The organism is Ruegeria sp. AL11 (assembly GCF_056540865.1).
Window position 1 is genome coordinate 514,323 of the sequence record NZ_JBQFXO010000001.1, and the last position, 13,174, is coordinate 527,496.

Below are 13,174 nucleotides of genomic sequence, written 5' to 3' on the forward strand. Positions count from 1 at the left end.
AAGCCGTTGGATCGTCTATCGTCCAGTCAGCTTTGCGCGAGCCACTCCGTCCACTTAGCCTTGGCGCGGTCGGTGTAGGCTTTGTAGCGGTCTTTCCGTCCCCGGCGGCCACCTTTCAGGCCATCCACAGGGCGGAACAAGCCGAAATTGACGTTCATAGGCTGAAACGTCTTGGCCTCTGCACCGCCGGTGATGTGGTGGATCAACGCGCCCATGGCGCTGTCCTGCGGTACGTCGGGCAGGGTAAGGCCCAGAATTTCAGCTGCCGCCAGTCGACCTGCCAAAAGCCCCATGGCCGCGCTTTCAACGTATCCCTCGACACCGGTGATCTGACCGGCGAAGCGGATATTAGACTTTGATTTCAACCGCATCTGCGCGTCCAGCAGGGTCGGAGAGTTGATGAATGTGTTGCGATGTATCCCGCCAAGGCGTGCGAAACTTGCGTTCTCCAGACCGGGGATCATGCGGAATACCTCGGTCTGGGCGCCGTATTTCATCTTGGTTTGGAAGCCCACGATGTTGAACAGCGTACCAAGCGCGTTGTCGCGGCGCAGCTGCACAACGGCATGAGGTTTCACGTCCGGCTGATGGGGGTTGGTCAGGCCGACGGGCTTCATCGGCCCGTGGCGCAGGGTCTCACGACCCCGTTCAGACATCACCTCAATCGGCAAGCAGCCATCGAAGTAGCCTGCGGTCTCGCCTTCGTGGAACTCGGTTTTATCAGCGGCCAGAAGGGCATCAATGAAAGCCTCGTACTGGTCGCGGTCCATGGGGCAGTTCAGATAGGCGGTGCGCTCTTCCTCGGTCTCGCCTTTGTCATAGCGGGACTGCATCCAGGCTTTGCTCATGTCGATGCTCTCGGCATAGACAATCGGCGCAATGGCATCAAAAAACGCCAGCGCGTCCGAACCGGTTTCGGCTTGGATGGCTTCACCCAGCTTGGCCGAGGTCAGAGGACCGGTGGCAAAGATCCACTGACCGTCGTCGGGCAGACAGGTAACCTCTTCATCCGTCACCGTGATCCGGGGATGCGCGCGCAGTTTGGCAGTGACCGCCTCGGCAAACGGATCGCGGTCAACAGCCAGCGCCCCGCCTGCGGGCAGGCGGTGGGCATCGGCAGTCGTCATGATGAGGCCATTGGCGGCGCGCATTTCCCAATGCAACAGGCCCACGGCGTTCTGTTCATCGTCGTCCGAGCGGAACGAGTTGGAACACACCATCTCGGCCAGATTGCCGGTCTGGTGCGCAAAGGTGCCCACGGTGGGGCGCATTTCGTGGATCACAACATCCACGCCCATTTCCGCCGCCTGCCATGCGGCCTCGGACCCGGCCATGCCGCCGCCCACGATATGCAATGCTTGTGTCATGCGCTGCCACATAGGGCAGAGCCCAAGCAGGCGCAACTGAGCAACCGTCAAATGCTTCAGATTTTAGGGGGGTCTTGGGGTCGCCGCTGCGGGAATGTCAACGCCAGTGAGAGAAACCAGCTTGGAGGGACCTTCCGCCCACGGCGACCCAAAAGTGTAGCTGAGGCCTTAGCCTCGTCCCAGCATTGCCACAGTGTTGCCCTTTTGAAAAGTGCAAAAATGATGACAGTAGTGAAAAATGTTCGGAATAATTGTCTTATTGAGACCAATTCGGGGGGCGTTTTTCGATAAACGCAGAAATGCCTTCTTCGGTATCGCGATGCAGCATATTCTGCACCATTACCTCTCCGGTATAGGCATAGGCTTGATCCAGCGGCATCTGAAGCTGTTGATAAAACGCCTCTTTCCCGATTTTGACGGCGACGCCCAGCTTGTCTGCGATCTGTTCGGCCAAGGCGAGGGCTTGGTCGTTGAGTTGAGTTTCGGGAACAACCCGATTGATCAACCCCAGTTCCTGAGCGCGTTCGGCTGAGAGGAAACCTCCGGTGGTCAGCATCTCAAATGCCTGCTTTCTGGGGATATTGCGGCTGAGCGCGACCATGGGGGTTGAGCAGAACAGGCCGATATTCACTCCGTTCACCCCGAAGCGCGTGCCCTCGGCTGCGACGGCCAGATCGCAGGTGGCGACCAATTGACAACCGGCAGCCGTGGCAATGCCGTGGACCTGCGCAATAACGGGTTGGGGCAGGGACTGAATTGACATCATCATCCGCGCACAACGGTTAAAGAGGTCCTGGAAATAGGCCTTGCCGCCATCCTCGGACTGACGACCTGCCGTCATCTGTTTCAGATCATGCCCGGCGCAGAAGGCCTTGCCTTCGCCCGACAGGACAACGGCCCGGATCGAGCGGTCATCGCGCAGCGTGTCGAACTCGGCCTGAAGGGCGGCCAGCATCTCGTCGCTCAGCGCGTTCAGCCTTTCAGGTGCGTTCATGTGCAGCCGCGCGATGGCACCTGTGTCGTTACGTTCCAAAATTGCCATCTTGCCCTCCCGCTGGCTGTTGGGCCAACTCTAGGGTGAGAAGTGAAGGAGGGGAAGCATGGGATTGGCGTTAAGCAAAGACGAGCTGTCGCAGTACCTTAAGGAGGTATTCCCACAGGTTCATCGCGATTTCGTGGTTGAGAACCTGACCGAGGAGACGATTACCATGCGCCTCGTGGTCGAAGACCGTCATTTACGCCCCGGCGGTACGGTTTCAGGACCGTCCATGTTCGGTCTGGCGGATGTTTGTGTCTATGCCATGGTGTTGGCGCGCAAGGGGCGTCAGTCCTTGGCGGTGACGACCAATAGCTCTTTGGACTTTTTGCGTAAACCTGAAGGGGGCAAAGATCTGATTGCCGAATGCCGCCTGCTGAAACTGGGGCGCACTCTGGCCGTTGGCGATGTGTTGATTTACTCGGTCGGGTCAGATCAGCCGGTTGCGCGGGCCAGTATGACCTATTCTATCCCGCCTGCCGGGTCTTTGGCTGCAAAATTTGGATAAAAAGGGCCGGGGCGAACCCCGGCCAGGGAAGAGGTCCCAAATGAATTTGGGACTGGGGATGGGTTAAAACTGCCAGAAATAGCGCTTGATTTCGCGGTCGGCTTGCAGACGGGTAAGGCCTACGTCCTTGAGTAACCTGTCATCCAGCTTTCCCAGATTGACGCGACTGCGACGACGGCGTTCCCATTGAGTGACCGCCGCTGCAAACTGCACGGCCAGCACAGCGATCAGCGGCAGCCGGGGGCTGGCGTTCAGCAGTGTAAGGGCGGGAGTGTGCATTGTGCGTGTCATCTCAGTATTCCTTTCAAATTGTATTGACACAAAGTGGTAATGTTCGGTACATGTGTTTGATACATTCGCAATTGTGTCAAATGCAAAGGAAGAATTGTAATGGATACAATTTGGCCGGAGACGCTGCCAAAATCCAAAGGGCCCAAATACACCCTGGTGGCTGATACAATACGAAAAGCGATTGAAACTAAGACGTTAGATATCGGGGCCAAACTGCCCCCTGTGCGCGAACTCGCGTATCGACTCCAGATCACTCCGGGAACCGTCGCGCGGGCCTATACGATTCTGACCGAAGAGGGCTTGCTACAAGCTGAGGTCGGACGTGGTACATTTGTCGCCCCTCCGAAATCTCCGATTCTGGACGATGTCTGGTCAAGGCAGCTTCATCTGGCCGAAGCTCAGAATTCCAATCAAGTCAGCCTGTTCAGCCCGAGGCTTGCGGATATGGGGCAGGTGTCTCTGATCCGCGAGTGTCTACAGAAAGTCGCGCAGTCGGATCCGGCCTTGTTCATGAACTATCCGACACGCGATGCGTATAAACCCATGCGTCAGGCGGTGGTTGAATGGTTGTCGAACCTGCCGCTTGGCAAGTTGAGCGACGACGATATCGTACTGACACACGGAGGTCAGAACGGCCTGTGCCTTGTATTCCAGACCATTCTGCAAGGTCCCAAACCGATCGTGATGGTCGAAGACCTTTCTTATGCTGGGTTCCGTCGCGCGGCAGAGTTGATGCGGGCCGATGTGGTTGGTATCCGAATGGACAAATGGGGCATCGACCCGGCAGCGATGGAGCATGTTCTGCGTCAGACACCAGCGCAGGCAGTCTGTGTTTCGCCCGAGGTTCAAAATCCGACCGGGCTGCACACCCCTTTGGAGCGGCGCAAGGAAATCGTGGAAATCGCGCGGAAATTCGATGTGCAGATTGTCGAGGATGACTGTTACCGGATGGGAGACGCAAAAGAACCCAGTTTCCGCGCGTTGGCCCCTGAGCGGGGATGGCACGTGTCTTCGATCTCGAAAGTGCTGACACCGTCCTTGCGCGTCGGCTTCGCTATTGCGCCCAGAGACCGGAGCGTGGATCTGCGCCGATCAGCCGAATACGGATACTTTGGTCTGGCACAGCCGCTGGCTGAACTGACCAGACTGCTGCTCTCTGACCCTCGCACGCGCCAAATCGCGCGGGATGTGCGCTCGCGGATGGGAGAGTATGTGCGGGTGACAGTTAATGCTCTGGGCGGGTTCGATCTAAACTGGGCGCCTGATGTGCCGTTTGTTTGGCTGCTTTTGCCGTCGGGTTGGCGGGCCGCTGCGTTCAGCCGCGCGGCAGAGCGAGAAGGAATTCAACTGAGATCCGCGGATGAGTTCGCGCTACGGGACGGGCGCGCCCCGAACGCTGTGCGCATTGCGATGAACGGGCATGTCTCGCTACAAAGGTTCGAGGACGCGATGCTCCGCCTTCGGGCTTTGCTGGACAATCCGCCTGAGCAAATCAGCGTGTAGGATGGGGTAAAATAATACCTATTTTATAAACTATTAAAAACGCACAATAAAAACTTGATTGCATGTGTTGACGTGCATTCTAAGCAGGTCTAAACCCCCTCCATCGAATTCGGACCGCTCTGTTTTGGGGCGGTCTTTCACATCAAACAGGACTATCCTGCCATGAAAACCTTTTCTGCAACACCTGCAGACATCGACAAGAAATGGATCCTGATCGACGCCGAGGGCGTTGTTCTGGGCCGTCTTGCTTCGATCGTCGCCATGCGCCTGCGTGGCAAGCACAAAGCGTCGTTCACCCCGAACATGGACATGGGCGACAACGTCATCGTGATCAACGCTGACAAAATCCAAATGACCGGCAAGAAGCGCGAAGAGAACTTCTACTGGCACACTGGCCACCCGGGCGGCATCAAGTCGCGCACCAAACAGCAGATCCTGGAAGGTGCCCATCCTGAGCGCGTTGTCGTTCAGGCTGTCAAGCGCATGCTGCCGGGCAACCGTCTGGCGCGTCAGCAAATGACCAACCTGCGCGTTTATGCCGGTGCCGAGCACCCGCATGAAGCCCAGGCCCCCGAAGTTCTGGACGTTAAGTCCATGAACAAGAAAAACACCCGGAGCTAATGACCGATGGCTGATCAGATCAATACTCTCGAAGAGCTGAGCGCCGTCGCAGGCGTTGAAACCGTGGCCGAAGAAGTCATCGTACGTGAACCCGTACGTGACGAACTGGGCCGTTCCTACGCCACCGGCAAGCGTAAAGACGCTGTCGCCCGCGTTTGGATCAAGCCGGGTTCCGGTAAGGTCACCGTGAACGGCAAAGACCAGGACAAGTATTTTGCACGTCCCGTTCTGCAGCTGATCCTGCGCCAGCCGTTCCAGGTTGCCGGTGTGGAAGGTGAGTTCGACGTTGTTGCAACCGTCAAAGGCGGTGGCCTGACCGGTCAGGCCGGTGCGGTCAAGCACGGCATCTCGAAAGCGCTGCAGCTGTACGATCCGTCGCTGCGTGGTGCTCTGAAAGCCGCTGGCTTCCTGACCCGCGACAGCCGCGTTGTGGAACGTAAGAAATACGGTAAGCGCAAAGCGCGTCGTTCGTTCCAGTTCTCGAAGCGTTAATCGCTGCGAACAACGAAATTCAAAAGGGCTCGCAAGTGCGGGCCCTTTTTTCATAGGGTTAGGGCGTGATCATCACCTTCCCGTCACTCGTTTTCAAAGCGTCCGCCAGGTTGGCGATCAGATCGCCCAGCGCCAGACGCTCGGATACGTCCGTTTTCCAGCGCCCGTCGGCAAAGCGCGCCTGAACCTCGGTCACAACGCGCATCTGGTCGGCTGGAGGGGTGGTCATCATCCAGTTGGTCAGCCAGAACCCCTCGATCCGTTTGCCCATGAATATCAGCTGCCCGGTTTGGGTCAGGGTCGGGGCGTCGCTGCCGAGTTTGCCATAACAAATCCAGCGCGCGCGATTGGGCATGGCGCAGAATATCTGCTCGGACAGAGGGTCCATAACAGCGTCGAGAAAGACGCGGGGCTTCAGCTTGGCGCTCAGTTCGGCAAATTGGTGCGCAACGTCAGGGTCCGTTGTGACCAGAACTTCCGCAGCCCCAAGCTCTTTCAGCATCGGAGCGGCCTCAGCGCGCCGCACCATGGCGATGGGCTTTAAGCCCAGATCCCGCCCAAGGCTGCACATCAGCTTACCCAACTGGCTGGTTGCGGCTGAAACAACAAACGCATCGCCGTCTTTCTTGGCTATATCGACCATGGCCATCGCTGTTAGCGGATTGACGATCTGCGCAGCCCCGTCATCGTCCGAGATGTCAGGGCGCAGAGGGATGCACATTTGCATCTGGGTCACGACATATTCGGCCCACGCCCCTGATCCGGCGGCAACAAAGGCGACGCGCAGGCCTTGTAGACCTTCCGCTCCTTTGCCCGTTGCCACAACATCTCCACACCCCTCAAAGCCCGCAGCGGCGCCTTTGACACGGGGTTGGCCGTATTCGCCTTTGATGAAGTGAATGTCTGACGGATTGACCGAGGCGGTGCGCAGCCGGATCAGAACCTGTCCGGGGCCGGGGGTAGGGACGGGCAATTCGGCGTCTGCCAACCACTCAGACGCATCTGTGATCGTGGGGCCTGTCATGGTGCCGGAATAGCCATCGTGTTTCAGGACAACGGCGCGCATGGTAGAGGGCAAGTCGGTCATTGGTCAGTCCTTGAGTTGCGCCGGGGCCACCGGATCAGGCGTCAGCCTGACGGCAAAGAAAAACGGCGCGGGGTTCTTGTTGGGTCAAGCCAAACAAAAGCCCCGCGCCGCGTCAATTCAGCCGCAATCTAACGTCACGGCATGTAGAGATGACCAACAGTGGAAGGCCTGACCCTTATTGGCTCATCGCATTTTGCAGGTCCTGAAGCTTAGTCAGAACGGCCTCGGGCGAGGCTTTGATCTCATCCAGGATCTTAATCACCTGATCTTTGACACCCTGTGCCATCTCACTGTTTTGGACCGAGGCGACCATGGCGTCATAGTCGAAGTTCTGAGCTGTCAGCATGCCCTCTTCAACCCAAGAGTTGAACAATTCCTGACCTTGATCTGCCAGCGAGGCAACCTGATCACCGGCTTGGTCTGCAGCTTCGGAGGCTTGATCCGCAATTGAGTTGGCTGCCTCAGTGGCTTGATCCGCAACAGATGACGCGGCCTCAGAGGCCTGTTCGGTCAGAGATGACGCCGCTTCGCTGGCTTGTTCCGTGGCCGATTCCAGCGCTTCGCTTGCGGCGTCCTGCACGGCTGAGGCCGCTTCGCTGACCGCATCGCTCGCGTCCTCGGCAGCGGCTTCAAGTCTTTCGGCCGGCGTCGGTTCAGGTTGGTTGAGATAGAAATACCCGCCTGCGCCAAGACCGACGAGGACGATGATGATAAGAAGAGTACGCGACATTATGTGTCTCCTTTGGAAATTTGTGCCGCTGGGATGATCCAAATCTAGGACGACTCAAAGGGGAATTCTTGTGATTTCTCAGCAGAATACGGGTTTGGGCCAAGCTACGCTGATTGGGCGACTTGATCCGGCGACAAAGCGCCCACCGCTTTGCGCTTTGCATTGAATTTCGATGATGTCGCATTACCGCGTTGAGCCCGGCGTTTGAGGTATAGGCGTTGTAAGAGAACGTGGTGCCGAGCGAAACCTGCGACGATGCTCGCACTTTACTGTTCGGTCGAATTTTTGGTCTTATGTGAAGGACTTCACTGCCTTTGACCCCAAAATGACCGACACTGCAGTCAGACGGGGTAAAAGAGACATTGTGGGGGTCGCGCTCGGGTTCGGTCCCCAAATTAACGAGTAACGTCTTTTGTTTGAATAGGCCTATTGGGCCAAAAGGGGCACTGATCTCTCACTTTGTGGTTGAATGTGAGGGGCGGTGTGAGGGGGGCTGGATGAGGGGGTCTTGGCCAGCCCCTCTCTTTGCGCGAAAAGATAGACCTGTCGGCCTGAGAAAGCAAAGAAGCCAATTAGAATTTATGGCGGAGAGTCTTTTCGGTGCCCAAAAAAGTCAATGAGCTATCATCAGCCAAGGCTCGGAAACTCACTCATCCCGGCGACAAAGACTAACCCTTCTTTCATGCGGTGGGCAGTGTTGGCCGTCCAATCTACGGATCAAACCTGAGAACGCCAAAAGCAGGATGGTTCGATACGCCAGCGATTGACCGGCAAGCGGCGGAAGACGCGCCTCGGTTCCCTTCCTGAAATTGGGTTTTCTGATGCTCGCAACGCCGCCCGCGAGGTCAAGGCGCAGGTCCGCGTCGGCATTGATCAAATAGATCAGGTGAACACGTGAGGGCGGAGGCCAAGGCAGAGGCGCAAGAAAATGCGTTGCAGGCAATCGAAGTGCTAGGCGTAAGTGTCAGTGTCTTGACGCCAGAAGGCCGCCACGCCTCAAAACTACCATTAAATTTAGACCCTTATGTAGCCGCTGAGCGGACTAAGCTGCCTTTACTCTTGGTTCCACATAGCGGAAAGTTGAGATAGACCATTCAGTCGCGCGCGGCCTTGAAGGACACGCAACCGGCCAATAAAACACAGGCGTCAATGATCAACTTAGGCACATTCTGGCACAACGATTTCTACAGATACCGAAATGGCGCACACCCGCTGGTGCGCTCGTTTATCAAAGACGCCGAAAGGTTCAACACAGTAAAGATAGATGCGGTAGTACCAGGAAGAGTCAAAAGACTAATAAGAAAGCGCATGGAGCCTTTGACTGAATTGGGAAGGCAGAAGAAACGCTTGCACTCTCTCCTCGAGCAATACGGCCTGGCATCATATTATGGGCAGTTTTCATATTATTTTGGTGAGTGTTTGGCGGATTTTGACGATTTTCCGGCCGTTGTCACCTTTGATCATACGAGTCCTCCAGTTCTACGAACTCGCCCCTATGTTTTTCATTTTGAGAGTTTTCCTACACTTTTCACCCCGATACGCCCGACGGGAACACGCAGCATTCCAATAGAGTTGCAGCACAAAGTTATCTCCATGTTGGCGGATAGTTTTAGGCAGGAAACCTGCATCCTTATCTTCAGTCACCTGAAGTCATCAGTGGATATTTTTCATCGTGTTTTCCATGATTATCCGGACATTTGCAGGAAATGCATATATATTCCACTTGGAATAGAAGCGCCGTCCATGACGCAAGACGAGCTTGATCAAAAGTTTTCGCCCGATCAAAAGATACAGATTCTATTCACGAATTCCCTACACAATCAACCGGCATCGTTTTTCAAGAGAGGTGGGCATCTATTGCTTTCGGCGCTCGAAAATCTTGGAAACTGGCAAGATCGTTTTGAGCTGACAATCGTTTCTTCCATTGACGACGAAATCAAAGACCGGTTTTCACCCGAGCTTTTGCGGCAAATCACCTGGTACGGCACATTTGTGCCCTTTGAGAAGATGAAAGCCCTCAAGGATCAGGCTCACATCTTTGCTATGCCAGCAATTGGCCTACACTCCTACAGCCTGCTTGAAGCAATACGTTCCTATAGCATCCCGATCATTTCGGACGCGCTTGGATACGAAGAGTTCTTTCGGGAAAAGGATGCGAATCTTTGGCTGTATCAGATGAAAGGGGTCCGCGATCGACACTATTTTGAGGAGGAAACCGGTTGGGTTAGTGAAGACTATACCTCATATGATCTACCCAATGACGATTACATGGAACAGGTCAGTAGCTTCCTCGAATCGCTTTCGGGGGTCGAGAGTCTACGATCGCACGCAGAGGCCAACGCGGAGGCAATCCATCGCAATCACGACTTGAAATCATCTCAATCCACCTTTGCCAGAGCCCTCGAAGAAGCACTCAATTGATCCACCAGAAAGATTTCGGTTAGAAACGGGAAATCCACCCAACTCAACTTTTGATATTTTTCAGGCCACCTCTGCCATGCAGTGGATTGTCGCCGGTACCCAGGTGGACGGTATAAGAGCCTTGAATCCCTAACGGCTCGATCACTAGTGAACCGCGAGGGATACTGCTGAAACCCAGTCCTGCCGTAAATTGGGCGTGTTAGGATCGCAGCAAAATCAGGACCAAGCGGACCGGGGGCGTGTTGCCGTGCCTCAGGGCCTTGAGCTTGGGCAAAGCCGCCGAGCCGGTGCAATCCATGCCCCTGATACCCCAGCCAAAACCGCATCAAAATCGGTTGATAGGCGCGAAAAACAGGGCGAAAAATCACCGTTTTCACGTTGACACCTATTTTGGCGCATAGGGCCGAACTTGGGGAAAGAAAGTAAAATGAATGGTTTCTGGCGGAGAGACAGGGATTCGAACCCTGGGTGGGCTTGCACCCACAACGGTTTTCGAGACCGCCCCGTTCGACCACTCCGGCACCTCTCCGCGGGGGTCTGTGAGGGGGGGATTTAGTGAGGAACGCGCAGGGGTGCAAGCAGAAAATTCCCAGAATTCACATTCCTTGGATTTTCCATTGCCTGCCGCAACAAAACACCTAGGCTGATAGTCATGAAAAATCGAGTTGAGCGTTCTATTGTCCCATTGCTCGCGCTGCTTGTCGCGCTTGTTTTGGTCCCCGTTTCTTCGGCTGCGGCCAACCGCGACCGGATCGAAGCCTTCCTCAATACCACCGGGTTTGATGTGGCGCTGGAGAGTATCGCGCTAGCGTCCGGTTCTGCCCCTGAAATGCTGGGCATTGATCCCGATGGGTTCGGATCAGACTGGACCCGCTTGACCGAAGAGGTGTTCGATACCGAGCTCATGCATGAAACGGCGGTCTCGATTCTCGAAGAGACGCTGAGCGATGAGGCGTTGGCCCATGCGGTGGAGTTTTATGCCTCGGATCTGGGGCAAAGGCTGGTAGAGGTCGAAAACGCGGCGCATCTGAATGAGGATGAAGAGGCCAAGCAGCAAGAGGGGCAGGAAATTGTTGCTGGACTTGTGCAGGATGGCTCGCCCCGGGTTGAACAGCTCAAGCGGATGAACGATGCGATTGATGCCAGCGGGACTTCGTTGCGCGCTTTGCAGGAGATCCAATTGCGGTTTCTTCTGGCGGCTAGTGCGTCTGGCGTGATCGACCTGCAACTGGACGCGGATGAGCTGCGGTTGATGCTGCGACAGAATGAGGCCGGGATGCGCCAGGCCCTGCAGCTTTCGGCGCTGGCAGGGGCGGCCTATACCTATCAGGATTTCTCGGACGCCGAGGTCGAGGCCTATGCCGAGGCGCTTGAACAGCCTCTGATGCAAGAGGTTTATGAGCTTCTGAATGCGATCCAGTATGAGATCATGGCCATGCGGTTTGAGGTTCTGGCTGTCCGCATGGCAGACCTTCATCCGGCTCAGGATATCTGATGCGTCTGGCACTTGCCTTAGTAGTGACGATTCTCTGCGCACTGCCAGCTGTCGCGAATGAACGGGCCAATCGGCTGGCGCATGCCATGAAGCTGGATCAGGTTGTAGGCATTCTGATCGACGAGGGCATGGTCCATCAGCAGGAACTCGAAGAGAGCCTGTTGGACGGTGACGGAGGCCCTCTGTTTCACGATCAGGTTCAAGAGATCTATAACCACTCCTGGATGAAATCCCGTCTGACCGAAGCTTTCGCCGAAGGCATGACGAAAGAGCAGATGGACCAGGCAATCGTTTTCTTCGAAAGCGATCTGGGGCAGACGATCGTGACGCTGGAGAACTCGGCCCGCAAAGCCTTTGCCGATGAGGCAATCGAAGAGATGGCGAATGAGGCCTATGAGGGCACCGAACCTGACTCGCCCCGGTTCGAACTGGTCGAGGAATACATCCGCGCGAACGACCTGATTGACCAGAACGTCCAAGGCTCGCTGAGTGCGGACTACAACTTTTTCCTGGGTCTCTACGGTGACAGTTTGGCCGAATACGAAGAGGTTCTGGACGGGTTGCTGGCGCAGAAAGACACTGTGACGGCAGAGACGACCACGTGGTTGTACTCTTTTCTGCTTCTGGCCTATCAGCCGCTGGATGAGGTCGAGATGCGCGAGAATATCGCGTTTTCCAGAACCGAGACCGGGCAGGCCCTGAACGCTGCCCTGTTCAAGGGGTTTGACGAGATGTTTGATGGGATCTCGTACCGTCTGGGTGCGGCGGTGGCGCAGGTGTGGCAATCCTCGGATCTCTGACCGGTCTTGGGTGTTGACTTTGCCTTTCATTATGTGGATAAGCGCGCATCCCGGCCGGTTCTCCGCGCCGGGTGTCGTTATTATATGACCCTTCGAAACTTCGCGGGGTCTTCCACACAGCCCAAACAGGGCGCGCTGTTCGAGGTGGCTTTCAGGCCAAAAACGCCCGGTAGGGGACCACAGAACGCGGGTTAGAAAAGGAAAGACGCATGTTTGCGGTCCTCAAGACTGGCGGCAAGCAGTACAAGGTTCAGGCGGGCGACGTGCTCCGCGTTGAAAAACTGGCTGCCGACGCAGGTGAAAAAGTTCAATTCAACGATGTTCTGATGCTGGGCGGCGACGCTCCGGTTGTTGGTGCACCTTTCGTTGAAGGCGCAGGCGTACAGGCCGAAGTGATCGAACAGATCAAAGGTGACAAGGTCATCAAATTCGTCAAGCGCCGTCGTAAGCACAGCTCGAAGCGCACCGTTGGCCACCGTCAGAAGCTGACACTGGTCAAAATCACCGACATCCTGTCGTCGGGCGCTGACAAGTCGGGCATCAAAGCTGCAACCGGATCTGCTCCGGCTGGCGAAGCGGCACCTGCTGTAAAACCTGCCAAGAAAGCAGAAGCCAAAGCAGAGGCACCCGCCGCTGCTGCCGCTGACGATCTGACCAAGCTGAACGGTGTTGGCCCTGCCGCTGCCAAAAAGCTGGTTGAAGCCGGTATCGAGAGCTTTGCCGCTCTGGCCGCCTTGTCGGACGAGCAGATTGCTGCTATCGACACCATCAAAGTGAAACCCGAATGGGTTGAGCAAGCCAAAGAGCTGGCTCAAGGCTAAGG

The 13,174-nt window shown here is 56.1% G+C and carries 14 protein-coding genes and 1 tRNA gene; 9 read left to right on the forward strand and 6 right to left on the reverse strand.

Annotation, left to right across the window (positions count from 1 at the left end; all coding sequences use genetic code 11):
* Window positions 1-26 precede the first annotated feature (26 nt).
* Together trmFO and ACR0IP_RS02585 are read right to left on the reverse strand one after the other, a co-directional pair.
* A complete protein-coding gene (gene trmFO / locus ACR0IP_RS02580; protein ID WP_480523616.1) occupies window positions 27-1,367 on the reverse strand; it encodes a methylenetetrahydrofolate--tRNA-(uracil(54)-C(5))-methyltransferase (FADH(2)-oxidizing) TrmFO in 1,341 nt (446 codons plus the stop codon).
* A 256-nt stretch (window positions 1,368-1,623) separates the two neighbouring features.
* The gene (locus ACR0IP_RS02585) at window positions 1,624-2,409 is read right to left on the reverse strand and encodes an enoyl-CoA hydratase (RefSeq protein ID WP_480523618.1); all 786 of its coding nucleotides are present in this window, start codon (window positions 2,407-2,409) and stop codon (window positions 1,624-1,626) included.
* A gap of 58 nt (window positions 2,410-2,467) precedes the next feature.
* Here ACR0IP_RS02585 and ACR0IP_RS02590 point away from each other — a divergent pair, with 58 nt between their 5' ends.
* On the forward strand, window positions 2,468-2,911 hold the full coding sequence (locus ACR0IP_RS02590) for a PaaI family thioesterase (RefSeq protein WP_480523620.1): 444 nt from the start codon (window positions 2,468-2,470) through the stop codon (window positions 2,909-2,911).
* Between the two features lie 63 nt (window positions 2,912-2,974).
* Here ACR0IP_RS02590 and ACR0IP_RS02595 read toward each other — a convergent pair whose 3' ends face one another.
* A complete protein-coding gene (locus tag ACR0IP_RS02595) occupies window positions 2,975-3,202 on the reverse strand; it encodes a DUF1127 domain-containing protein (RefSeq protein ID WP_170659576.1) in 228 nt (75 codons plus the stop codon).
* A gap of 99 nt (window positions 3,203-3,301) precedes the next feature.
* On the opposite strand from ACR0IP_RS02595, the gene ACR0IP_RS02600 reads away from it, so the two are divergent.
* The 3 genes from ACR0IP_RS02600 (at window position 3,302) to rpsI (ending at window position 5,818) form a co-directional block, all read left to right on the forward strand.
* Window positions 3,302-4,705 (forward strand): aminotransferase-like domain-containing protein, encoded by a 1,404-nt coding sequence (locus tag ACR0IP_RS02600; RefSeq protein WP_480523622.1) that lies wholly within the window; start codon window positions 3,302-3,304, stop codon window positions 4,703-4,705.
* Window positions 4,706-4,867: 162 nt separating this feature from the next.
* The gene (rplM, locus tag ACR0IP_RS02605) at window positions 4,868-5,326 is read left to right on the forward strand and encodes a 50S ribosomal protein L13 (protein WP_170373746.1); all 459 of its coding nucleotides are present in this window, start codon (window positions 4,868-4,870) and stop codon (window positions 5,324-5,326) included.
* 6 nt (window positions 5,327-5,332) lie between these two features.
* The gene (gene rpsI / locus ACR0IP_RS02610; protein WP_039535473.1) at window positions 5,333-5,818 is read left to right on the forward strand and encodes a 30S ribosomal protein S9; all 486 of its coding nucleotides are present in this window, start codon (window positions 5,333-5,335) and stop codon (window positions 5,816-5,818) included.
* Between the two features lie 58 nt (window positions 5,819-5,876).
* Here the strand turns inward: rpsI and ACR0IP_RS02615 are convergent, their stop codons facing one another.
* Window positions 5,877-6,905, reverse strand: a complete 1,029-nt coding sequence (locus tag ACR0IP_RS02615; RefSeq protein WP_480523624.1) for an alcohol dehydrogenase catalytic domain-containing protein — start codon at window positions 6,903-6,905, stop codon at window positions 5,877-5,879.
* A 175-nt stretch (window positions 6,906-7,080) separates the two neighbouring features.
* Entirely contained in the window at window positions 7,081-7,635 is a 555-nt protein-coding gene (locus tag ACR0IP_RS02620; protein ID WP_170548657.1) for a hypothetical protein, read from the reverse strand.
* A gap of 763 nt (window positions 7,636-8,398) precedes the next feature.
* On the opposite strand from ACR0IP_RS02620, the gene ACR0IP_RS02625 reads away from it, so the two are divergent.
* Together ACR0IP_RS02625 and ACR0IP_RS02630 are read left to right on the forward strand one after the other, a co-directional pair.
* Window positions 8,399-8,533: an Arm DNA-binding domain-containing protein gene (locus ACR0IP_RS02625; protein ID WP_480523626.1), complete on the forward strand. Its 135-nt coding sequence runs from the start codon at window positions 8,399-8,401 to the stop codon at window positions 8,531-8,533.
* Between the two features lie 212 nt (window positions 8,534-8,745).
* The gene (locus ACR0IP_RS02630) at window positions 8,746-10,056 is read left to right on the forward strand and encodes a glycosyltransferase family protein (protein ID WP_480523628.1); all 1,311 of its coding nucleotides are present in this window, start codon (window positions 8,746-8,748) and stop codon (window positions 10,054-10,056) included.
* Between the two features lie 439 nt (window positions 10,057-10,495).
* On the opposite strand, the gene ACR0IP_RS02635 is transcribed toward ACR0IP_RS02630, so the two are convergent.
* A tRNA-Ser gene (locus ACR0IP_RS02635) sits at window positions 10,496-10,585 on the reverse strand.
* 123 nt (window positions 10,586-10,708) lie between these two features.
* On the opposite strand from ACR0IP_RS02635, the gene ACR0IP_RS02640 reads away from it, so the two are divergent.
* The 3 genes from ACR0IP_RS02640 (at window position 10,709) to ACR0IP_RS02650 (ending at window position 13,172) form a co-directional block, all read left to right on the forward strand.
* Window positions 10,709-11,551, forward strand: a complete 843-nt coding sequence (locus ACR0IP_RS02640; RefSeq protein ID WP_480523630.1) for a DUF2059 domain-containing protein — start codon at window positions 10,709-10,711, stop codon at window positions 11,549-11,551.
* On the forward strand, window positions 11,551-12,351 hold the full coding sequence (locus tag ACR0IP_RS02645; RefSeq protein WP_170764320.1) for a DUF2059 domain-containing protein: 801 nt from the start codon (window positions 11,551-11,553) through the stop codon (window positions 12,349-12,351). The genes ACR0IP_RS02640 and ACR0IP_RS02645 overlap by 1 nt, the downstream gene beginning before the upstream one ends.
* Before the next feature lie 209 nt (window positions 12,352-12,560).
* A complete protein-coding gene (locus ACR0IP_RS02650) occupies window positions 12,561-13,172 on the forward strand; it encodes a 50S ribosomal protein L21 (RefSeq protein WP_480523632.1) in 612 nt (203 codons plus the stop codon).
* Window positions 13,173-13,174 lie beyond the last annotated feature (2 nt).